This is a genomic window from Pseudomonas sp. LAIL14HWK12:I10, from assembly GCF_900184205.1.
Taxonomy (GTDB): Bacteria; Pseudomonadota; Gammaproteobacteria; order Pseudomonadales; family Pseudomonadaceae; genus Aquipseudomonas; species Aquipseudomonas kermanshahensis.
Window position 1 is genome coordinate 111795 of sequence record NZ_FXWU01000006.1, and the last position, 21461, is coordinate 133255.

At 64.5% G+C, this 21461-nt stretch carries 18 protein-coding genes; 9 read left to right on the forward strand and 9 right to left on the reverse strand.

The window, feature by feature from the left end:
- Window positions 1–50: 50 nt before the first annotated feature.
- From QOS90_RS15180 to QOS90_RS15190, 3 genes are all read right to left on the reverse strand, one after another.
- Window positions 51–998, reverse strand: a complete 948-nt coding sequence (locus tag QOS90_RS15180) for a FecR domain-containing protein (protein ID WP_027593738.1) — start codon at window positions 996–998, stop codon at window positions 51–53.
- Between the two features lie 3 nt (window positions 999–1001).
- Window positions 1002–1511 (reverse strand): sigma-70 family RNA polymerase sigma factor, encoded by a 510-nt coding sequence (locus QOS90_RS15185; RefSeq protein WP_027593739.1) that lies wholly within the window; start codon window positions 1509–1511, stop codon window positions 1002–1004.
- 110 nt (window positions 1512–1621) lie between these two features.
- Window positions 1622–2548: a LysR family transcriptional regulator gene (locus tag QOS90_RS15190; protein WP_027593740.1), complete on the reverse strand. Its 927-nt coding sequence runs from the start codon at window positions 2546–2548 to the stop codon at window positions 1622–1624.
- A gap of 192 nt (window positions 2549–2740) precedes the next feature.
- Between QOS90_RS15190 and QOS90_RS15195 the strand changes: the two genes are divergently transcribed.
- From QOS90_RS15195 to ttdB, 3 genes are read left to right on the forward strand one after another with little or no spacing between them, the layout of a single operon-like run.
- The gene (locus tag QOS90_RS15195) at window positions 2741–4090 is read left to right on the forward strand and encodes a dicarboxylate/amino acid:cation symporter (RefSeq protein WP_027593741.1); all 1350 of its coding nucleotides are present in this window, start codon (window positions 2741–2743) and stop codon (window positions 4088–4090) included.
- 49 nt (window positions 4091–4139) lie between these two features.
- Window positions 4140–5039, forward strand: a complete 900-nt coding sequence (gene ttdA / locus QOS90_RS15200) for a L(+)-tartrate dehydratase subunit alpha (RefSeq protein WP_027593742.1) — start codon at window positions 4140–4142, stop codon at window positions 5037–5039.
- On the forward strand, window positions 5036–5644 hold the full coding sequence (gene ttdB, locus QOS90_RS15205; RefSeq protein WP_027593743.1) for a L(+)-tartrate dehydratase subunit beta: 609 nt from the start codon (window positions 5036–5038) through the stop codon (window positions 5642–5644). The genes ttdA and ttdB overlap by 4 nt, the downstream gene beginning before the upstream one ends.
- Window positions 5645–5789: 145 nt before the next feature.
- On the opposite strand, the gene QOS90_RS15210 is transcribed toward ttdB, so the two are convergent.
- Together QOS90_RS15210 and QOS90_RS15215 are read right to left on the reverse strand one after the other, a co-directional pair.
- Window positions 5790–6854: a sigma-54 interaction domain-containing protein gene (locus tag QOS90_RS15210; protein ID WP_027593744.1), complete on the reverse strand. Its 1065-nt coding sequence runs from the start codon at window positions 6852–6854 to the stop codon at window positions 5790–5792.
- Between the two features lie 76 nt (window positions 6855–6930).
- Window positions 6931–7188 carry a hypothetical protein gene (locus QOS90_RS15215; RefSeq protein ID WP_027593745.1) on the reverse strand — a complete coding sequence of 86 codons (258 nt, stop codon included), beginning with the start codon at window positions 7186–7188 and terminating at the stop codon, window positions 6931–6933.
- Here QOS90_RS15215 and QOS90_RS15220 point away from each other — a divergent pair.
- From QOS90_RS15220 to QOS90_RS15245, 6 genes are all read left to right on the forward strand, one after another.
- Window positions 7187–8260, forward strand: a complete 1074-nt coding sequence (locus QOS90_RS15220; protein WP_027593746.1) for an ABC transporter substrate-binding protein — start codon at window positions 7187–7189, stop codon at window positions 8258–8260. The two genes, QOS90_RS15215 and QOS90_RS15220, sit on opposite strands and share 2 nt — an antisense overlap.
- A gap of 11 nt (window positions 8261–8271) precedes the next feature.
- Window positions 8272–9495, forward strand: a complete 1224-nt coding sequence (locus QOS90_RS15225) for a lipase family protein (protein WP_027593747.1) — start codon at window positions 8272–8274, stop codon at window positions 9493–9495.
- A 12-nt stretch (window positions 9496–9507) separates the two neighbouring features.
- Complete coding sequence (locus tag QOS90_RS15230; RefSeq protein WP_027593748.1) at window positions 9508–10707, forward strand: LLM class flavin-dependent oxidoreductase; 1200 nt, start codon at window positions 9508–9510, stop codon at window positions 10705–10707.
- 4 nt (window positions 10708–10711) lie between these two features.
- Window positions 10712–12265, forward strand: a complete 1554-nt coding sequence (locus QOS90_RS15235; protein WP_027593749.1) for an ABC transporter substrate-binding protein — start codon at window positions 10712–10714, stop codon at window positions 12263–12265.
- 106 nt (window positions 12266–12371) lie between these two features.
- Window positions 12372–14948 carry a TonB-dependent receptor gene (locus QOS90_RS15240; RefSeq protein WP_027593750.1) on the forward strand — a complete coding sequence of 859 codons (2577 nt, stop codon included), beginning with the start codon at window positions 12372–12374 and terminating at the stop codon, window positions 14946–14948.
- 28 nt (window positions 14949–14976) lie between these two features.
- Entirely contained in the window at window positions 14977–16065 is a 1089-nt protein-coding gene (locus tag QOS90_RS15245) for an LLM class flavin-dependent oxidoreductase (RefSeq protein ID WP_027593751.1), read from the forward strand.
- 149 nt (window positions 16066–16214) lie between these two features.
- Here the strand turns inward: QOS90_RS15245 and QOS90_RS15250 are convergent, their stop codons facing one another.
- The 4 genes from QOS90_RS15250 to QOS90_RS15265 are packed head-to-tail and all read right to left on the reverse strand — an operon-like array spanning window position 16215 to window position 21459.
- Complete coding sequence (locus tag QOS90_RS15250; RefSeq protein WP_085273316.1) at window positions 16215–17996, reverse strand: dipeptide ABC transporter ATP-binding protein; 1782 nt, start codon at window positions 17994–17996, stop codon at window positions 16215–16217.
- Complete coding sequence (locus tag QOS90_RS15255; RefSeq protein ID WP_027593753.1) at window positions 17993–18820, reverse strand: ABC transporter permease; 828 nt, start codon at window positions 18818–18820, stop codon at window positions 17993–17995. The genes QOS90_RS15250 and QOS90_RS15255 overlap by 4 nt, the downstream gene beginning before the upstream one ends.
- Window positions 18813–19892, reverse strand: coding sequence for an ABC transporter permease (locus tag QOS90_RS15260; RefSeq protein ID WP_085273315.1), 1080 nt, complete (start codon window positions 19890–19892; stop codon window positions 18813–18815). Before QOS90_RS15260 ends, QOS90_RS15255 begins: the two co-directional genes overlap by 8 nt.
- Window positions 19885–21459 carry an ABC transporter substrate-binding protein gene (locus QOS90_RS15265; RefSeq protein ID WP_027593755.1) on the reverse strand — a complete coding sequence of 525 codons (1575 nt, stop codon included), beginning with the start codon at window positions 21457–21459 and terminating at the stop codon, window positions 19885–19887. The genes QOS90_RS15260 and QOS90_RS15265 overlap by 8 nt, the downstream gene beginning before the upstream one ends.
- Window positions 21460–21461: the final 2 nt, after the last annotated feature.

Consider the following 21461-nt stretch of genomic DNA (forward strand, 5'->3'; position numbering starts at 1 on the left):
GATCTCATAGGCGCTGAAAATGCTGAGCGAACACCTTCCCCCCTAAGCCCTCAAACAGCCTCGACCCGCGTCCAGAACCGGCTGAACCGCCGAATGCGTACCGGCAAGGTGCGGGTGAGGTTGTCCAGGGCAGTATCGATATTGCCCAGCTGAAACGCGCCGGACAGGCGCAGCTCGCTCACGGCCGCGTCACACCCCAAATGGCCGGGCCGATAACGTTGCAGTTCGCTAACAACATCGGCAAGGCGCCAGTCGTCCACCACCAGCATGTCGCGGGTCCAGGCATCCGCCAGCGCTGTCGCGGGCTGCACCAGGCCGGCTTCATCCGCGCGAAAGATTAGCTGCTGACCGGCCTCGACACGCACGGCCGCCAGCGAGTTCGCCGTGCGTACCTCCACGGCATGTTCCAGCACGCAAACCCGAGTGACGTCAGCATCACAGCGGACAGTAAAACGCGTGCCCAGGGCGCGAATGCTGCCTTGTTCGGTGTGCACGATGAACGCTCGGGCCTGCGCGTCGCGCGCGGTTTGCACAAGGATCTCCCCGCCCAACAGGTGCAAGGCGCGCCATTGGGCGGTGTAACGGATATCGACGGCGGTGGCGGTGTTCAACTGCAAGCGGCTGCCATCCTCCAGGCGCAGCGAACGGCGCTCGCCAACCCCTGTGCGTTGGTCGGCCATTAACCGCGCGATGCCCCCCTCGTGCCAGGCCAGCCCCCCTGCCCCACCCGCAGCCAGCACAATCGACATCACCTTGAGCACTTCGCGGCGCTTGGCCCTGGCACTGCTCAGGGTTGGCCGAGCGATGCCCGGTGCCACGTGCTCGAAGGTGCCCTGCAAGCGCGCCAGGCGCTCCCAGGCCTGCCGGTGAAGTGGATCGCTGAGCAACCAGCGCTGATGCGCGGCGCGCGTATGTTCATCGGCATCGCAGCGCAACTCGACATACCAACTCGCCGCGGCTTCGAGCACGTTCCGATCCAGTGGCGGGGCCCCGGCCACGGTTCAGTCCTCAGCCAGCATCAGGCAATGGGTCAGTGCCCGCACTGCATGCTTCTTGACGGTGGTAACCGAAATGTCCAGGCGTCGCCCGATCTCGACATAGCTCAAGCCATCCAGCTGGGCCATCAGGAAAATCTCCCGGGTGCGGGCGCCCAGGCCGTCGAGCAGGCGGTCGATTTCCATCAACGCTTCGATGATCAACGTACGCGCCTCGGGCGAAACGTCGACCTGCTCGGGGCGGGCGGCGAGCGTTTCCAAGTAGGCCTGCTCAACAGCACGGCGGCGGAACATGTCGATCATCAAGCTACGAGCGATGCTGGAGAGGTACGCCCGTGGCTCGCGCAGCTCGGCCGCCTTGCGCAGGGTCAGCACGCGGATGAACGTGTCCTGGGCCAGGTCCGCCGCATGCTCGACACACCCCAGCTTGTTGCGTAGCCAACCGCACAGCCAGGGATGGTGCTCCGCGTATAGGGTATGCACGGTTTTTTGCAGGGAAGGGTCAGCGCAGGACATGGGGTGAACCGGTCAGGACGTCTTTAATAATGACTCTCATTTAACATGAGCCATCCAACGCTCTGCAACTCTTCATTCACGCGACATCATTCATGGCTTCATTCATGCGGCTACTGCCATGCCGCCAAGCTGTCTTCCGGTCCATCGGCATGGCTTTTAAAAAACGCCCTCAAGTGCTCGATGAAACACGACACCTTCGCGGACAGGTTCAAACGCTCAAGGTAAACCGCGTAGATATCCGCCGGCGGTGTCTGGTAATCACCCAACACCTCCACCAGGCGCCCGCTGCGCAAGTGGTCCGCCAGGTTCCATTCGGCCCGCATCAGGATGCCTTGCCCCTCCAACGCCCAGTTCAACGCCACCTCACCATCGTTGGTGCTCAGGCTTCCACGCACCTTGACCGATTCTGACTGCTTGCCACGGCTCAAGCGCCAGACGCCAAAGGCGGCATCGTTCTGGCGTAACACGATGCAATTGTGTGCAGCCAGGTCCTTGGGCACCTCGGGTGTTCCGCAGGCTTCCAAGTAGCTGGGTGCGGCACACAGCCTGCGACGGTTGGCTGCGATCTTGCGCGCGATCAGGCGCGAGTCGGGCAGTTCACCAAAGCGGATAGCCACATCGATTGCGTCATTGGGCAGCTGGATGGGCCGATCGGTCAGGTGCAGTTGCACCTCCACCTCGGGGTAACGCTTGGCAAACGATGAAATCGCCGGCCCCACATGGGTACGGCCAAAGCCCAACGGCGCATTGACCCGCAGCAGGCCCTTGGGCTCGGCGCGACTGCTGGACACCTGGCGCTCCATCTCCTCGATCTCACCCAGTATGCGCCGGGCATTGACCAGGTAGGTCTCGCCCTCGGCGGTCAGGCTGATGCTGCGTGTGGTGCGGTTGAGCAACCGCACGCCCAGCCGCTGTTCCAATTGCGCCAGGCGCTTGGAGACCGCAGGTGGGGTCAGGTTCATCTCACGCGCGGTGGCAGCCAGGCTGCCCACGCGGATGAGCTGGGTGAAAAAAGCCAGCTCGGACACTGGGTTCATAATTAACCTGAAGGAAACAATGAGTTGAATTTCATTGTATTACACGGTTTTTGAAAAACCATTACCTTGGCCCTGCGTGATTAACCCTAAGAAACCTGGGCTATCGAGCTGCCACGGCCAGGTGTTGCCTGCCGCCACCGATAAGCCCAGCCGCCACAAGAACCGACTCACAACAATAATTCGGAGACGGCAATGGCCAAGCGAGTGTTAGGCAAGTTGTACGTGCAGGTGCTGATCGGGGTAACCCTCGGGGTACTGATCGGGGTGTTCTGGCCACAGGTCGGCGCCGACCTCAAGCCGGTGGGCGATGCCTTCATCAAACTGATCAAGATGGTCTTCGCACCGATCATTTTCGCCACGGTGGTGCTGGGCATCGCCAAGATGGAAAACATGAAAGAGCTCGGCCGCGTGGGCGTACGTGCGCTGATCTACTTCGAGGTACTGTCCACCTTTGCCCTGGTGCTGGGCCTGGTCGTGGTCAACCTTGTACAGCCTGGGCAAGGCATGAACGTCGACCCGGCCACCCTCGATGCCAAAAGCATTTCCACCTACACCGCGGCAGCTGCAAACAGCTCGGGCGGGTTCATCGACTTTCTGTTGCATGTCATCCCCGGCAGCGTGACCGATGCCTTTGCCAAGAATGAGATCTTGCCGATCCTGCTGTTCTCGACCTTGTTCGGCATCGCCCTCTCGCACCTGGGCCCGCGCGGCAAACCGATGGTCGATGTGCTTGAAGCGTTCTCCCACGGCATGTTCTTCATCGTCGGCATGATCATGCGCGTGGCGCCGCTCGCGGCCTGCGGTGCAATGGCATTTACCGTCGGCAAGTACGGGCTGGGCTCGATCGTCTCGCTCGGCAAGCTGATGGCAACCATGTACCTGACCTGCTTCCTGTTCGTGGTGATTGTGCTGGGCGCCATCGCTCGGCTGTCCGGTTTCAGCCTGTGGAAGTTCCTCAAGTACCTCAAGGAAGAACTGTTCACCGTACTGGGCACCAGTTCATCGGAGTCGGTGGTGCCGCAACTGATGAACAAGCTGGAGAAGGTCGGCGTGTCCAAACCGGTGGTGGGCCTGGTGATCCCTTCCGGCCTGACCTTCAACCCGGACGGGCAATGCATCTACTACACCATGGCGGCCATCTTCATCGCCCAGGCCACCAACACGCCACTGACGCTGATGGACCAGTTGATCGTGCTGGGCGTGCTGCTGCTGACCTCCAAAGGCTCTGCAGGCGTGACCGGCTCTGGCTTCATCACCCTGGCCGCAACTTTGGCAACCATGGACAACATCCCGGTGGCCGGCATGGTGCTGCTGCTGGGCGTCGACCGCTTCATGTCCGAGGCCCGCGCCATCACCAACACCATCGGCAACGCCGTCGGCACCGTGGCCATCGCGCACTGGGTTGGCGCTTTGGACAAACCGCGCATGGCCCAGGTGCTGGACGGCCAGCTACCCGCAGAACCCGAAAAACCCGAGGCCACTCAGCTACACACCCCGCTTCTACACAGGGAGGCCAGCACCAGCGGCACCCTGGCCCCCTGAACACCCAGACATCGAACAATCAGCCTTGTGATGCAGTGAGGAAAAAACCGTGGATAAAGAATCAGCCGTGTCATCGCTCACCGACGTGATGGCGAAGTTCACCGCCTATATCGGCAAGCGCCTGCCCAAAGACGTCAAGGAGAAAACCGCAAAACTGCGCGCCGCAGAAACCAACCCGCTGGCCATCGCCGTGTATGACTCGATGGCCGACAACCAGGAGTACGCCGACAAGCTCGACCGCCCCAGCTGCCAGGACACCGGGGTCATTCAGTACTTCATCTCGGCGGGGGCCAGGTTCCCGCTACTGAGCGAGCTTGAAGGCATTCTGGAAAACGCCACCAAAGAGGCCACCATCAAGGGCCCACTGCGCCACAACGCGGTAGAAACCTTCATCGAGAAGAACACCGGCACCAACACCGGCTCGAAGATCCCGTGGCTGGACTGGGAAATCATCCCGGATGCCGACTACGCCATTGTCGATGTGTACATGGCCGGTGGTGGCTGCACCTTGCCAGGCTCGGCCAAGGTGCTGATGCCAGGCCAGGGCTATGAAGGGGTCACCGAGTTCGTCTTCGACGTGATCACTTCGCGAGGCGTCAATGCGTGCCCGCCCTTGCTGGTTGGCGTTGGCGTGTCGACCTCGGTGGAGACCGCTGCGCGCCTGTCGAAAAAGGCGATCCTGCGCCCGGTCGATTCCAGCCACCCGAACGAAAGCGCCGCCATGATGGAAAAGCTCCTGGAAGACGGCCTCAACGAAATCGGCATCGGCCCGCAGGGGCTGACTGGCAACAGCAGTGTCATGGGCGTGAACATCGAGTCTTCCGCGCGTCACCCCTCGACCATTGGCGTCGCGGTATCGACCGGTTGCTGGGCGCACCGCCGCGGCAAGATCCGCATCAACGCCGACCTGTCCTACGACATCCTCTCGCACGAAGGGGTAGTACTGTGAAAAAGATCCTGACCACCCCGATCAAAGACGAAGACCTGGCCAACCTCAATGTCGGCGATGTGGTTTATCTCACCGGCCAGTTGGTGACGTGCCGCGACGTCGCGCACCGTCGTTTGATCGAGCTCAAGCGAGAGTTGCCGGTTGACTTGCGCGGCGGTGCGATCTTCCACGCTGGGCCTATCGTGCGAAAAAAAGACGATGGCAGTTTCGAGATGGTGTCCATTGGCCCGACCACCAGCATGCGCATGGAGAAGTTCGAAAAGCAGTTCATCGAGCAAACCGGCGTCAAGCTGATCATTGGTAAAGGCGGCATGGGGCCGGAAACCACCACCGGCTGCCTGGAAAACAAAGCCGTGCATGCGGTGTTCCCAGGGGGCTGTGCGGTGCTGGCTGCAACGCAGGTAGAAGAGATCGAACGTGCCGAGTGGCAAGACCTGGGGATGCCTGAAACCCTGTGGGTCAACCGGGTACGGGCGTTCGGCCCGCTGATCATTTCCATCGACACCAAGGGCAATAACCTGTTCGAACAGAACAAGGCCCGCTTCAACGCGCGCAAAGGGGCGGTGATCGAGAAGATCAACAGCCAGGTTCGCTTCATCAAATAACCGCGCCAAATCGGGGCCGCTAATGCGGCCCATCGCCGGCAAGCCGGACTCCCACCTCGACTGCACAGACCTCAAGCCATGTGCAGTACCTGTGGGAGCCAGGCTTGCCGGCGATGGGCTGCGCAGCAGCCCCGATACAGGCACCTCATGCCTTCGACAATTCGCCAATCTTCTCCAGCCGCGCCCGCACGATGTTGCGGCTGATGTTCAACAACCGCCCGGTCTGCAGCTGGTTCCCGTGGCAATACCGATACGCCGCCCGGAACACCGTCTCCTCGATGTGCTCATACAGGTTCGGCACGTTCTGCTCGAACAACGCCAACAAGGCGCTTTCAAGGTTAGGCGGCGCCGCGAGCGCGGCCGGTGCGTTGGCCTGCGTGGCATACACCTGGGCCGCCCCTTGCGGCCTCATGTCCACCAAGTGCAGGTCTGCGGGCGCTACCACCTGGTAGCGGCATACCAGCAAGGCATGGTGGATCGCGTTTTCCAACTCGCGGATGTTGCCCGGCCAGCTGTGGGCCAGCAATTTGCGCTCGGCATCCGGGCTGAGCGACGCACGTTCATAACCCAGGCGCCGGCAATGCTCTTCGATGAAAAATTCGGCCAAGGGCAGGATGTCGCCGGGCCGCTCACGCAGCGGTGGCAGGCGGATGGTGGCGACGTGCAGGCGGTAGAACAGGTCTTCGCGAAAATGCCCCGCCACCACGGCGTCGGCCAGGTTGACGTTGGTCGCGGCCACCAGGCGCACGTTGATCGGGATCGGTGTACGCGAGCCCAGCCGCACGACTTCGCGCTCCTGCAGCACCCGCAGCAACTTCACCTGCATGCTCAACGGCAGGTCCCCAATCTCGTCGAGAAACAGCGTGCCGCCATTGGCCGCCTCGAACCAACCGGCCTTGTTCGAGGTGGCACCGGTGAACGCCCCTTTCTCATGGCCGAACAGTTCGCTTTCCACCAGGGTTTCGGCAAAGGCACCACAGTTCACCGCCACGAACGGTTCGCGGCCACGGCGGCTCAGCTGATGGATGTGGCGAGCGACAAGTTCTTTGCCGGTTCCGGTTTCGCCGATGATCAGGGTATTGGCCTCGCTGGGCGCCAGGCGCTCGATACGGCTGAGCAGCTCCTGGGAGCGAGGGTCCTTGAACACAAGCACGGTGGCACGTACCGACTTGGTCAGCTCTCGGGCATTAGGGTGGGTGATCAGCGACATGGGGGCATTCCTGGCAATTGACGCGCAGCCTCATAGTGCCCGAAACAAATTAGATCAAAAAATTATTAATTCATCTTTATATATTCCATTTTTGAATATTTGATTTTCCAGCAGCCGACTGCTGCTGCAGCAGCAACGCGCCAGCACTGCCCTGCGTGCCGATCAGCAGGCTGGGCTCCACGCCGCGCCCCTCCCATGTGCTGAAGGCCCCGCCGTTAAAGGCCTGCAGCCACCTTTTCAAAGACTGGCATGCATTTCGCTCCTGGCCTGGCAATGCCTGGTTCGCTGCAGCACGCGGCCCAGACCTGTTGAACCCTTGTTTGGAGCCGCACATGAACACACTCTGGCGTCACGGCCTGGCCCTGTTGGGCGGCCTGTTACTCAGCCTGACCACATTGGCCGCCGAGCCACCGGCAGCGGTGCGCATCGCCATCGTTGCCTTCACCCAAGGCGGCGCGCCGGTCTTCGGGGGCATCCCGGGGCGGGTGATCGAAGACGGCTGGCTCGAACAGCAGTTGGCCGCCCGCGGCGTGAAACTGCAATGGACCGCCCTGCCCCACGCCGGCGCCGGGCCACAAATCAACGAAGGCTTCAGCAACGACAGCCTGGACTTCGCCGTACGCGGCGACCTGCCCTCGGTCATCGCTGGCGCCGGCCAAGTGCCCGGCAAGCTGATCGTGCCGGGTGGCAGCGGCAACAACATTTACCTGGTGGTGCCCAGCGGCTCAGCGGTGCGCAGCATCCAGGACCTCAAAGGCAAGCGCCTGGCCCTGCACCGCGGGCGGCCCTGGGAATTTGCCTTCAGCAACTTCCTGGAAAGCCAGGGCCTCAAGCTGACCGACTTCAAGATCGCCAACCTCAACCCGCAGGTCGGTGCCGCCGCCGTGTCGGCCGGCAAGGTCGATGCCGCCGTGCTGCTCAACGAAGCCTACGCCCTGGAAGACAAAGGCGTGGCGCGGATTCTCTGGTCGACCAAGCAAGGCGCCAACGACTGGCGGCTGGTGTCCGACCTGTGGGGCACCGACCGCTTCGTGCAGCAGCACGCCGACCTTACGCAGCTGGTGGCCACGGCCTGGGTGCGCGCGGCCTGGTGGATCTCCCAAGCGCAGAACCGCGACGCCTATTACGCGCTGTCGTCCCGCGCCGGGGTGGCCGAAAGCGTGCTGCGCCGCGATGACCAGGACGACCCGGTGGCCTGGAAAGCGCGCTGGGCGCCGAAAAGCGATGCCCAACTCAAAGCCCACTACGACGCCCTGGGCCACTACGCCTTGGCCAACCGCCTGATCCGCACGCCCTACGACATCAGCAGCGACCTGGCCACAGGCTTCACCCGCCAGGCGCTGATCGACCTGCAGCTCACCCACTACTGGCCGTCCCTGGACGCTCAAATCAGCCAACAACCTTGAGAACATCTTCCATGAAATTGCCTGTTTCCATCGTTTTCGGCCTCAGTGCCCTGGCCTTTTCCATTGGTGCCCTGGCCGCCGACACCTACGCCCCCAAACCCGACCCGCAACAAGGCGACGGCCGCGTTTCGAGCTTCTACACCTGGTCCAAGGCAATCCCAGACACCCCCGGTAAACTGCTGCGCAGCGAGCCGCTGGACTCAGCGCTCAGCTTGCCCAACGCCGCCAGTGCCCAGCGCATCCTCTACACCTCGCTGGACGGCATCGACGGCAAGACGCCAATCGTGGTCTCTGGCGCGCTGTTCATTCCCAAGGGCCCGGCGCCCGCCGGTGGCTGGCCGGTCGCCAGTTGGGGCCACGGCACCGTCGGGGTGGCGGATATCTGCGCACCGTCCTGGGCCGGGCGTTCCTACCGCGATGTGCAATACCTGAACCGCTGGCTCGAAGAGGGCTATGCCATCGTCGCCACCGACTACCAAGGCCTGGGTGTGCCCGGTGGCCACCCGCTGCTGAACAACCGCATGGCCGCCTACGGCATTCTCGATGCCGCCAAGGCCGTGGTCGCCGGCGTACCGGGGCTGGCTGACAAGGTCCTGATCATCGGCCAATCCCAGGGTGGCGCTGGTGCCTTTGCAGCCGGTGCCTATGCCGCAACCTATGCACCCAAACTGGGGGTCAAGGGCAGCATCGGCACCGGCGTGATCTACACCGTGGGGTCGAAAAACGTCGGTGAGCAGGACCAGAACAAGGTCGACCCGGCCCTGGCCTACGGCTTCTACACCTTGCTCGCCGCACAGCAGTACGACCCGAGCATCGACCCGCGCGACTTCTACACCGACAAGGCCCTGCCGCTGTTCGAGCAGGCGCGCACCAGTTGCCTGTCGGCACTGGTCAGTGATGTGGTCGGCACCGGCCTGACCCCCGCCAACGCCAAAAAGGACTACCAGGGCGACCAGCTCAAACCGTGGCTGGCCCAAGTGTCGTACCCCACCCTCAAACTGGCCCAGCCGATCTTCATCGGCACCGGTGCCGAGGACAAGACCCCTGCCGCCGCGACCCAGGTTGCACTGATGCAGGATGCCTGCAAGGCCGGCTCGGTGGTGCAGGGCCACCTGTACAAAGGCCTGGGCCATAGCGAAACGGTCAACGCCTCGCTCAAGGACTCGATCCCCTTCGCCCGCCAGGTCATCAGCGGCCAGCCAGTCACGCCCAACTGCAGCCCCAGCGTCCAGTAAGGAGGCCACCCCATGAGCATCGAATTCTTCACCCGCCTGCCACTGCATGGCGAAACCCAGTACCTGCCTGGCGACCCACGCAACCGCGGCGACTGGCACGCAGGCGGCGATAGCAGCGGTGCGGTTTCCGGGTTCGCGGTAGGTGATCACTTCACCTACATCGATTACCTCGGGCAAATCGCCCGCGCTGCGGAAATCAACGGCTTCGGCGGCGCACTGATGGTCAATGCGCCCACCGGCGAAGAGCCGTGGACCGTGTGCTCGCTGCTGGCACGGGAAACCCGCACGCTCAAGTTCGTCACCGCGTTCCAGCCCTATCACTACACGCCCTGGGTGGCCGTGCAACAGGCCGCGACCTACCAGCGCGCCACCGGCAACCGGCTGGTATGGAACATCATCAACGGCGGCTCCGACGCCCTCCAGCGCCAGGTCGGCGACTTCGAGAGCCACGACGAACGTTACGCCCGCGCCACCGAGTTCATGGACGTGGTACGCGGCTACTGGCACAACGAGCAATTCCACTACGAGGGCACCTATTACCGTGCCGAGGGCGGCGGGCTGCGCGGGCCGCTGAAAAAAGCCGAGCTGCCGCTGATCTGCACCGCCGGTTCTTCGCTAGCTGCGCGCGAGTTCGCCGCCAAGCATGCGGACTTCTACCTGATGCGTGCCGAACACCCGGACGAGATCGCCGCGCTGATCGCCGACATCCGCGCCCGCGCCTTGAAGTGGGGACGTACCGACATTCGCTTCGGCCTGTCCATCGACGTGATTGCCCGCGAGACCGAAGAGGCCGCGCGGGCCGAGGCCAAACGTTTCTTCGACGAAGGCGTGGCCAAGGGCACGGTCAAGGCCCGCGCCGCCCACGCGGGCCTGCGCACCGCACGCAAGCTGAGCTACGAGCACGGCTACAGCGACAAGGACGAGCAGCAGGCCTTCGACGATTTCTTCATCCACCCCAACGTGTGGACCGGCTTCGGCTATATCGGCATCCCGCCAGGCTGCGCGCTGGTCGGCAGCTACGCCAACGTGGTGGCGCGTATCCGCGAGTACCACGGCATCGGCATCGACCTGTTCTTCCTTGCCGGCTACCCGCACCTGGAAGAAGCCTACCGCCTCGGCGAGCATATCTTGCCGCACTTCCGTGGCCAGCGCGCCGCCCTCGCCCGCCCGGCGCCCACCCCCGTGCAACTGCACGCCAGCAACGGGGGCTGACGCCATGGCCTGGGACGGTTACCCATTGAGCCGGCGCGCCTTCATTGGCCATGCCGGCGTACTGGCCGGTGGGCTGCTGGCCGGCTGCGGCCCAAGCGACAGCCCCGGCGACGCGGTTGCCGATCAGCCACGCCATGGCGGGCGCCTGCGTCTTGGCATCATCGATGGCAACCAAAGCGGCAACCTCGACGCTCATAAACCGGTCGGCAGCGGCATCGTCCGCGGCTTTGCCTTGTACAGCAAGCTGTGGGAGTGGGACGAGCAGATGCAGCCGCGCCTGGCCCTGGCCGAGTTCGCCGAGCCCAACGCCGACGCCAGCGGCTGGACGTTGCGGCTCAAGCCTGGGCTGGAGTTTCACCACGGCAAGACCATCGACGCCGACGACCTGATCTTCTCCATCAGGCGCCTGACCGACCCGCAGCTGGCCTCGCCCTATGCGGCGCTGCTGCACTGGGTCGACCGCGACAACCTGGTCAAGCTCGACGATCGCACCGTGCGCCTGGCTTTTCGCGAAGGCCGCAGCTACCTGCCGTTGCCCGAGACGTGGGTCAACTTCGGCGGCATCGTGCCGGTGGACTACCACCCGGTCACCAACCCGGTCGGTGCCGGCCCTTACAAACTCAAAAGTTTCACCCCGGGCCAGCGCTCGCTGTTCACCCGTTTCGACAATTACTACAAGCCCGGCAAACCGTATGCCGATGAACTGGAGATCATCGACTTCAAGGACCAGACCGGCCGCCTGGCGGCCTTGCGCGCCGGGCAGATCGACATGGCCAACGTCATGTCCACCGAGCACCTGCAAGTGCTGCAGGCCGACCCACGCCTGCGCCTGCTGAAGTCGGTGAGTGGCAACTGGTTGTCGTTCGACATGAACACCACCAAAGCGCCCTTCAACGACCCGCGGGTGCGTGAGGCGTTTCGCCTGCTGGCAGACCGAGAGGACTTGGTGCGCCGGGCACTCAATGGCCAGGGCCGGGTGGCCAACGACCTGTACGCCCCTTTCGACCCCACCTTCGACCACAGCCTCGGGCCACGGCCGCATGACCCACAACGGGCGGCGCAATTGCTCAAGGACGCGGGCCGCGAAGGCCTGCAGGTGGAACTGGTCACGACCCCAGGGCCTGGGCTTGCCTCGGCCCTGGTGCTGGCCGAACAAGCACGGCGCATCGGCGTGACGATCACGGTGCGCCAAGTCGACCTGGCGACGTTCCAGGGGCCGCAACGCGACGACTGGACGTTGAGCACTGGGGGCAGCATCGGTGCGCCGTTTCTGGCCAGCGCCATTCATACCGACGCGCCGTTCGCCGTGGCCAACAAGACCCACTTCCACGACCCGGCATTCAGCGAGGCCTTCCTCGCTGCCATGGCCCAGCCCGACCTTGAAAAACGCAAAGCCCTGGTGCACCGCGCCCAACGCATCCAGTACGAACGGGGCGGCATGCTGATCTGGGGCTTTGCCGACTTGCTCGACAGTGTCAGCACACGGGTCGGTGGGGCGCAGGCGGAGCAATCGCTGTTCAGTACCTGGCGGTTCGAGAGCCTGTGGCTCAAGAGCTAAACGCTGGGCCAGCACAATCTTCTGTGGGAGCCATAGGCACCCAATAACCGCAGGCGCGGCTGCGCCCTCGCTTTTCCCATTCCCGAACAGAACGAGGCTCAGCCCCATGCTCCGCGTTGCCTTGCTGCACCCGACATTCCAGCCAAGCGCCCTGGCACTGGCCATCCTGGCCGCCAGCGTACCGCTGGCCTACGCCGAGGACACCCAACTGCAAACCGTCACCGTCCAAGCCGAACAGGCTGACGACGACGCCCTGCCCACGCGCCCACCGGCCTCGATCTACGGCGGCCTGGAAAGCAAAGTCCTCGACACCCCACGCTCGGTCACCCAGATCAACGCCGAGCAATTGGCCCGCGACCCGATCCAGAGCTCGGACGACCTGGTCAAATACGCCCCCGGCATCACCCGTGGCGGCGGCCAGAACGCCGGCATCGCCCCGCAAATGCGCGGGCAAAGCTCCGAGGTGTTCCAGGATGGCCAACGCGCCTACGGCGTACGCCACCCCGCCAACTTCAACGCCTACGAAGGCGCCGACATCGTCGCCGGGCCTTCGTCGGTCACCTACGGCTCGGTCAGTGGCAGCGGCGGCTACATCAACTACCTAAGCAAGAAGCCCGACTTCAACCGCTTCCGCACCCGCCTGAGTGGCGAAATCGGCAGCTGGATCCCCGATGGCGAATCACGCGATGCCACCCAATTCAGCATCGACAACACCGGCCCCCTCAGTGACAGCCTGGCCTACCGGGTCAGCATCACCCGCCAGCGCCAGGAAACCTTCTACGACAACGTCGACAACAACTTCGACGCGTTCTACGGCGCCCTCGCCTGGCGCAACGACAACCTGCGGGTGGACTGGAACGCCGCGTACGACGACTACTACGACTACAACATCACCCACGGCTGGAACCGCGCCACCCAAGACCTGGTCGACCACGGCAGGTACAACGCCGGGCGCGCCACGCCGATCATCCAGAACGGCAACAGCCTGTGGTCGCCGGTGCTGTCATCGGGTGCCAGCGATGCCCAGGTACTTGGCTGGGTGCAGCGCCAGCGCAACGCGCAGGGCCAGTACCAGGTGGTCGATGGCAGCTTCCAGGGCGCCTCACCCAATACCCAGGCCAGCCCAGGCAGCTTGCGCGGCTGGGTGTACGACCCGTCGCTGGCAGGCAATGGCCAGACCTCGCTGTCGTCACAGACCGGCCAGCGCGCGCAGGACCAGAACCGCTCGCGGCGCTTCACCACACAACTGCGCGTCGAGGGCGACCTGACCCCGTCGATCACCCTGGCCAACAGCACTTTCTACCAGCACTCCACCGACACCACCGACGCGGTGGGCGCGTTCCAGGTGCAGGGCAAGGACGACATCTTCGACAACCGCTTCGAGTTCCGCGCCCGTGGCCAATGGCAGCTGGGCGGCCTGACGCTGGTCGACGACAGCAACAGCGGGCTGATCTACCGCCGCGAGACCAACGAGTCGATCGCCGCCAACAACAATTTTGGCTCCACCATCAACGCCTACGACCTCGCCCTCGACCCGACGCTGAAAAACCCTGGCGACCTGCTCGGCCTGAGTGGGCGCAACCCCGCCGGTGGCAACGGAGCCTGGATCGGCCGGCCCGGCGTGCCACAGTTGTCCAATTACTATGGCTGGCTCAACCTGCCCGCCATGTACCCGGCAGGGCACGGTTTGTACGCTGAATCGGTGGCGCCCTACACCGCCGACAGCACCTGGACCACCCAAACCCTGTTCAGCCAGCACAACCTGCGCCTGGGCGAGCGCGTGGGGCTGAACGTGGGGGCCAGCCGCAGCTGGATCGATGCCCGTATCGAAAACCCCTTCGTGCTCGCCGGCGGCAACCCGCGCAAGGACTCGGACAATTACCGGTTGTTCTCGGTACAGGTCAGCCCCTATTTCAAACCCACCGACAACAGCACCCTGTACTACACCTTCGACCGCTCCCTCGCCGTCAACACCGGGTTCTTCACCAATGGTTTGGGCTGGGGCAGTGGCGCCGGGGCCAACCAGCTCAACCCGCTGGCGTTCGAGAGCCTTAGCGTGCTGCACGAAGTGGGGCTGAAGGTCGAGGCCATGCCCGACCAGTTGTTCTTCACCTTGGCCGCCTACAAGCAGGCGCGCGACCAGTCGCCAGACAGCAACAACAACATCGCCCGGTTGATCGTCAAAGGCTGGGAAGCAACCCTGCGCTACCAGGACCCGCACCTGCGCGGCGGCCTCAACCTCAGCCGCATCAGTGCCTACAACGAGTTCACCAGCCAGGCCGGGTTCGCCTCCGCAGGGTTCATCCCCGACAACGGCACCGTGTTCGGCGACAACAACAGCCTCAACCAGCGCCCGTCCGGCAAGTTCGATGCGGTGCAGATTCCTGAGTACAACGCCGGCGGCTATGTCGATTACCGCTTCGATTCCGGGTTCGGCGTGGAGCTCTCTGGTTGGTGGACCAGCAGCTGGTACCTGAACCTGAGCAAGACGGTGAAGGTGCCCGACGAATACAACCTCGACCTTGCCGCGTATTACCGCCAGCCACAGTGGGGCGTGACGCTGCGCATGCTCAACGTCACCGACGAACTGAATTTCGTCAGCGGCCTGGCCGGCTCGACCAACACCTTCCTGCAACCCATGCCTGGGCGCACCTTGCTGGCCCAGGTCGATTACCAGTTCTGACCCTTCCTCAACGTAAAAGGCCATCGCCATGTCCATTGAATTCGTCGGCATGATTTTCCCCCGCCAGTGGTCCGAGACCCGCGGCGTGCGCTCGCCCGACTTCGACCTGCCGTTCATCCGCCACCACGCCCGCGCCCATGAGCATGCCGGTTTCGACCGGGTACTGATCGCCAGCGGCCCAGGCAGTGCCGACAGCCTGCAGATTGCCGCCTATGCGGCCGCGCACACCGAGCGCCTCGGCTTCATGATCGCCCACCGCCCTGCCCTGACCGCGCCGACGGTGGCCGCGCGGGCATTCGCCACCCTCGACCACACCACCGGCGGCGGGCGCATTCGCCTGCATGCGATCACCGGCATCACGGCCGAGCCACAAGAAGGCGACACACTGCTGGACAAGACCGCGCGTTACCAGCGCGCCGACGAGTACCTGGAGATTGTCCGGCGCACCTGGACTGCCGAAGAGCCCTTCGACTTCGAAGGCCGCTACTTCACCATCAAGGGCGCTTTTTCGCCGGTTAAGCCGCTGCAGCAGCCGCATATCCCGATTTCCTTTGGAGGCTCGTCCGACATCGCTTACCAGATCGCCGTCAAACATGCCGACCTGTATGCCCTGTGGGGTGAACCGCTGAGCGGCGTCGCCGAGCAGATCGCCAAGCTCAAGGCTGCGGCGAGTGCCGCTGGCGTGGCGGCGCCACGGGTGAGCTTGTCGGTGCGGCTGATCCTGGGTGCCACCGAGGAGCTGGCCTGGCAGCGCGCGGAGCAGATCCTCGCGCAGATCAAGGCCAACCCGCAGTTTGCGGCGGACAGCCCCTGGCAGAAGCGCATCAAGGGCACCGGTTCCGAACGCCTGCTCGCCGCCGCCGCCCGGGCGGACCGGCATGACCGGGCATTGTGGATGCCGACGGCGACAGCGGTGGGGGCTTATGGCGATACAACGGCGCTGGTGGGCACGCCGGAGACCGTTGCCCAGGCGTTGCTGGATTATGTCGATTTGGGGGTGAGCACCTTCCTCAACCGCGGGTATGACCCGTTGTACGACACGGTGGATTACGGGCGCTGGGTGATTCCGGCGGTGCGCGAGGAAGTGCGGCGGCGGCAGGCGCGATTTGTCGGGTGATACCCCAACCTACTGTAGGAGCGGCCTTGTGTCGCGAAAGGGCCGCGAAGCGGCCCCAGCAATCTAAGCGTCGATGCTTAGATCGTGGGGCTGCTGCGCAGCCCTTTCGCGACACAAGGCCGCTCCTACAGAGATCGCGTCAGCAGAATTCAACCTACTGACAGGCTAGGCGAATGCGCCACCAAGGTCCGGGTATAGGCATCAACAGGCCGCCCAAGCACCTGCTCAGCCGCCCCCTCTTCCACCACCCTGCCCTGGCGCAACACCAACACCCGGTCGGCTATCGCCCGCACCACGCCCAAGTCATGGGTGACGAACAACACGGTCAGCCCTTCACGCTGCAAACGCCTCAGCAATGCCAGGATCGACGCCTGCACCGACACATCCAACGCCGAGGTAATCTCGTCGCAAACCAACAGCCGTGGCTCACAGATCAACGCCCGGGCAATCGCCACGCGCTGCCGTTCTCCCCCTGACAGGCTGTGCGGATACAGATCGGCCACACGCGCCGGCAGCGACACCCGCGCCAGTACCGCTTCGACCCGATGACGCGCCTCATCGCCACGTACAGCGAAGAAATGCGCCAGGGGCGCGCTGAGGGTCTGCGCGATCGTCTGCCGAGGGTTCAACGCCCGGTAGGGGTTCTGGAACACGTACTGGATCTGGTGACGCAGCCGTGCATCCCGTTGACGCGCGGTGAACGCCAGCGGCTCGCCGCCGTAACGCAGTTGCCCCTGAACGTTCTCGCCCAACCCCGCGATGGCCCTGGCCAGGCTGGTCTTGCCCGACCCGGACTCGCCCACCAGCGCCAGGCATTCGCCTTGCGCTACCTGCAGTGAAACATCGAACAGCACTTGTCGGTCGTAAGCCACATCCAGCCCCTGCACCTCCAGCAACACCTCTGCGCTGGGCGCCGCTGCTACCTCGACACCCTGCTCGCCGAGGGGCAGCGGCTCACGGTAGGGCGCCAGGCAAGCGACTTGCTGACCGCCCTCGAACGCCAGCAGCGAAGGCTCGATTACCGCACACTCGGCACGTCGCCTGGCACAACGCGGGGCAAACGCGCAGCCCGCAGGCCGCTGCCCCGGCGCCGGTGCATGGCCGGCGATGGCTTGCAGCGGCTGGCGTCGGGCAATATCAGGAATGGCCGCGAGCAAGGCACGGGTGTAAGGGTGTGCCGGTGCTTTGAACAAGGTCTCGCGCCCTGCTACCTCCACCAGCCGCCCGGCATACATCACCATCACCCGGTCAACCAGGTCGCGCACCACGGCCAGGTCGTGCGTCACGTACAACGCCGCCACACCGTGCCCCCGGCACAGGCGCTTGAGGGTTTCCAGCACATGCGCCTGGGTGGTCACATCGAGCGCCGTGGTCGGCTCGTCGAGCACGATCAGTTTAGGCCGCAGAACAAACGCCAGTGCCAGCATCACCCGCTGTTGCTGCCCCCCGGACAACTGATGAGGAAAACGCCGCAGAAAGGCTGCGTCGTCTGGCAAGCCGACATCCACCAGGGTCTCATTGATGCGTTGCTGCAATGCATCTGCAGTCAGCTTGGGCTGATGCGCCAACACGGTTTCACGCAACAAGGCGCCTATGCGCAGAGCCGGGTTCAGCGCTGTGGCCGGGTCCTGGGCGACGTAGCCCACCAACCCGCCCCGCGCCAGGCGCAAGGCTTCGCCCTCAAGCTCCAGCACCGCCTGCCCCGCCACCACAATGCGCCCGCCGGTAATCCGCGCACCTTGCCGCGCATGGCACAGCAAGGCCGTGGCCAGGGTGGTCTTGCCCGAACCGGACTCGCCCACCAACCCCACGATCTCTCCCGCCGCCAGGCTGAACGAGACATCGGCCAGCACATCGACCTGCCCGGCCAGTTGCACCCGCAGGTCGCTGACTCGCAACACGTCGCTGTCGACTTTCAACGCCGCCGTCATGGTTGCTTCTCCCCAATACGTGCACTGACCCGGCCGATACCTTCCGCCAGAATGTTGGTGCCATAGGCGAACACGGCAATCAGCAGCGCCGGTGCCAATACTGCCCAGGGCTGCACCAGCAGGCCGGCCTGGTTTTCGTTGATCATCAGCCCCCAGTCCGCCGCCGGCGGCGCTACGCCATAACCCAGGAAGCTCAAGCCCGAGAGCATGCCCACCGCCCAGGTCAGCATGTTGCCGAAATGCACCAGCAGCGGCGTCAGGATGTTCGGCAGGATTTCGCTGAACAGGATGCGCCAACGTGAGTAGCCCATCATCTGCGCCGCCTCGACGAACTCCTGGCCCGCCACCGCCACCGCGCTGCCACGCGCCAGGCGCACGACCCCTGGGGTAAACGCGATGGCCACGGTCAACACGATCAGCCACGGCGCACGGCCGAGCATCGAGACGATCAGCAACACCAGAATCAGGTCCGGAAAAGCCAGCGAGACATCCGCCGCCCAACTGATCGCCTGGTCCAGGCGGCGCCGCGAAAAACCGGCCAACAACCCAAGGCTGCCGCCGACCACCAGCGCAAGGGTGGCCGCCGCCACCGACATCCACAGCACCGACACGCCCCCGCTGAGCAAGCGAGACAACAAGTCGTGGCCAAGAAAATCACGCCCCAGCGGCGCACCGGCAGTCGGCGGCCCATACACCGGCCCGACCATGGCCGTCGGCGCATGCGGCGCAAGCCAAGGGCCCAGCAGCGCCAGCAACATCACCAGCGCGGTAATCACGGCGCCGCGCCGCACCTGCGGGTCGGCCAGCCAGCGGGTCTCAGTCATGGGTTGCCTCCTGGGCAGGTGTACGGCGTGCGCGTCGCCACCACGGGCGAATGCCGCGCCGGTTGCGGCGGATCATCTTGACCCGGCGCGCGGTGCGCAGCTTGGGGGTGAGCAGAACAGTCAGCAGGTCGGCCAGCAGGTTGATCAGCACCACAGCCAGGGTGATGACCAGCACCACGCCCTGGATCATCGGCAGGTCGCGCATTTGGATCGCTGCATTGAGGGCCGTGCCGATGCCGGGGTAGCTGAAGATCACTTCGGCCAACAGTGCGCCACCGACCAGCGTACGCAGGGTCAGCGCCACGCCCTGGATGGCCGGAGTCAGGGCGTTGGGCAAGGTATGGCGCCAGACGATGCGCCGCTCCGGTATACCGCGCAGGCGTGCGGCCACCACGTAGTCGGACTCCAGCGCCTCGATCATCGAGGCGCGGACCATCCGTGTCAGGTACGGCAGCGCCGACAGGCTCAGGGCAACCACCGGCAGCACCAACGATGGCAACTGCCGCCACAAAGGCAATTGCGGGTCGAGGATCGACACCGCCGGCAGCCAGCCCATGCCGGGCATGGAAAACAACAGCACCAGGCCGATGGCCAGCAGAAAGCTCGGCGTAGCCTTCAACAGGATCAAGGCCGACAACCCCCAGCGGTCCAGCAGCCGGTCACGGCGCAGTGCCAGGCTCACGCCCAGGATCAGCGCCAGTGGCACCACCAGCGCCAGCACGCCGGCCAGCAAGGCCAGGGTGTGGCCGAGCCGCCCGAACAGCAGCTGTGCCACCGGCACCTGCGAGTCCAGCGAGATGCCCAGGTCACCGCGCAGTGCCGCCCCCAGCCAACGCAGGTACTGCACCAGGATCGGCTGGTCGAGGCCCAGCTGGCGCTGCAAGGTCACGATGCTGTCCAGTGGCGCATCGGGGCCAAGGATGACCCGCGCCGGGTCCGAGGGCAGCGCCTGGGTGGCGATGAACACCACCAAGCTGATGACCCAGGCGGTCAGCAGGCCGTAGCCCAGACGGCCAATGAACCAGGCCAGCCAGGCCGGCGTACGTGGGGAACGGTGAGCGTGATCAGGCATGGTTCAACCAGAGTTCGTCGAAGCGCCAGGAGGCGAAGGTGGTCTGTTCGGGGGCGAGCCCGCCGACCTTGGCGGACGCTGCATCGAGCACGTCCGAGAAACCCCAGATCAACAGCCCGCCACGTTCGTGCTGGATTACCTGGGCTTCATGCACCAAGGCCTTGCGCCGCTCCAGGTCGGGCTGCGCCAGCGCCTGGCCGTACAGTTCGGTAAACCGTGGGTCGTGAAAATTGCTGCGGTTGTAGATGGCTTGCGGCGCATCGTTGTGCAGCGCCGAGGCGAGGAAACCGCGGGCCGGCGTCGAACCCGGTGACAGCTGCCACTGCTCGCGCTGTGGGCCATTGAACACCGAGCCGTCGACCTGGTTGACCTTGACCTGCACCCCCGCCTTCTGCGCCTGCTGGGCAAACACCAACGCCGCGTTTACCCCTGGCCCTGGTGTGGTGGTCAACTCGACACGCAAGTCGTCCTGCCCGGCCTGGCGCAGCAGTGAACGGGCCTGATCAAGGTCGTACGGGCGCTGGGCGATCGTGTGGTTGTAGGTCGGGTCGTGTGGCGAATACAGGTCGTTGGCGATACGGCCGAAACCATTGAGCCCACGCGCCACCAGCTCTTGCCGGTCGGCGAGCAGGCGGAACGCCTGGCGCACACGTACGTCCTGGAATGGCGCCTTGGCCAGGTTCAGGTTGAAACCGGTAAACGAGGTGCTGGGCGAAGCGTACAGGCGCAGGCGCGGGTCAGCCTTGAGCAAGGCACTGTGCTCGGCCTGCACCCCGCTGGCCACGTCGATCTGCCCTGCGCGCAAGGCCGCCGCACGCGAGACCTGGTCTTTGAATTCGATGATCTCCAGCTCATCCGCATAAGGGCGGTTGGGTTTGTAGTAGTTTTCGAAGCGGGTGTAGAGCGAGCGTTGGCCAGGGATGAAGCTTTTGAGCTTGTAGGGCCCGGCGCCGACCGGGTTGGTCAACGGATGATAATCGGTCGGCACGATGCCGCCGAAACTGATCAGCGTTTCATCCAAGGGATAGAAGCTTTGCCCCTGCTTGAAGCGGATCTCGATCGTACGCGCATCCAGCTTGCGCAGCGCCTGGCGGTCGATGGCGCCGACCAGCCCGGCAAACGGCGAGGCCAACTGCGGGTCGGTCAAACGCAGGATCGAGAACAGCATGTCGTCGGCGGTGATGCTTTTGCCATGGTGAAATTCCAGCCCTGGCTTGAGGCGGATGGTCCAGGCACTGGCATCGGCATTCGGTTCGGCGAACTCGGCCAGGGCCAGGCGCGTGCTGACATCCGGGTTCCATTCCCAGAACTTGGCGTACAGCGCCCAGCCGCGGATGATGCCGCCGCCCACCGGCTTGTGCGCATCGAGGTTGCCCGCCTGGTCACCGTCGATGATGCCCACGCGCAACCGCCCACCATGTACCGGCGTGGCGGGTAATGCGATACCGTCAGCCGTGGCAGCGGGCGCGCCGCCATCGCAGCCGCTGAGCAGCCCGCCACCGAGCAGCAGGCCGCCCCCGACGGCCAGGCTGTTGCCGAGAAATACCCGGCGCGAAAACTCACTCATCA

What these genes read in the sequence shown, in the direction of transcription:
- QOS90_RS15185 (WP_027593739.1), bottom strand. Translation starts at nt 1,511, where the DNA reads ATGTCCTGCGCTGACCCTTCCCTGCAAAAAACCGTGCATACCCTATAC.
- QOS90_RS15190 (WP_027593740.1), bottom strand. Translation starts at nt 2,548, where the DNA reads ATGAACCCAGTGTCCGAGCTGGCTTTTTTCACCCAGCTCATCCGCGTG.
- QOS90_RS15195 (WP_027593741.1), top strand. Translation starts at nt 2,741, where the DNA reads ATGGCCAAGCGAGTGTTAGGCAAGTTGTACGTGCAGGTGCTGATCGGG.
- QOS90_RS15210 (WP_027593744.1), bottom strand. Translation starts at nt 6,854, where the DNA reads ATGTCGCTGATCACCCACCCTAATGCCCGAGAGCTGACCAAGTCGGTA.
- QOS90_RS15220 (WP_027593746.1), top strand. Translation starts at nt 7,187, where the DNA reads ATGAACACACTCTGGCGTCACGGCCTGGCCCTGTTGGGCGGCCTGTTA.
- QOS90_RS15215 (WP_027593745.1), bottom strand. Translation starts at nt 7,188, where the DNA reads ATGTGCGGCTCCAAACAAGGGTTCAACAGGTCTGGGCCGCGTGCTGCA.
- QOS90_RS15225 (WP_027593747.1), top strand. Translation starts at nt 8,272, where the DNA reads ATGAAATTGCCTGTTTCCATCGTTTTCGGCCTCAGTGCCCTGGCCTTT.
- QOS90_RS15230 (WP_027593748.1), top strand. Translation starts at nt 9,508, where the DNA reads ATGAGCATCGAATTCTTCACCCGCCTGCCACTGCATGGCGAAACCCAG.
- QOS90_RS15235 (WP_027593749.1), top strand. Translation starts at nt 10,712, where the DNA reads ATGGCCTGGGACGGTTACCCATTGAGCCGGCGCGCCTTCATTGGCCAT.
- QOS90_RS15240 (WP_027593750.1), top strand. Translation starts at nt 12,372, where the DNA reads ATGCTCCGCGTTGCCTTGCTGCACCCGACATTCCAGCCAAGCGCCCTG.
- QOS90_RS15245 (WP_027593751.1), top strand. Translation starts at nt 14,977, where the DNA reads ATGTCCATTGAATTCGTCGGCATGATTTTCCCCCGCCAGTGGTCCGAG.
- QOS90_RS15250 (WP_085273316.1), bottom strand. Translation starts at nt 17,996, where the DNA reads ATGACGGCGGCGTTGAAAGTCGACAGCGACGTGTTGCGAGTCAGCGAC.
- QOS90_RS15255 (WP_027593753.1), bottom strand. Translation starts at nt 18,820, where the DNA reads ATGACTGAGACCCGCTGGCTGGCCGACCCGCAGGTGCGGCGCGGCGCC.
- QOS90_RS15260 (WP_085273315.1), bottom strand. Translation starts at nt 19,892, where the DNA reads ATGCCTGATCACGCTCACCGTTCCCCACGTACGCCGGCCTGGCTGGCC.
- QOS90_RS15265 (WP_027593755.1), bottom strand. Translation starts at nt 21,459, where the DNA reads ATGAGTGAGTTTTCGCGCCGGGTATTTCTCGGCAACAGCCTGGCCGTC.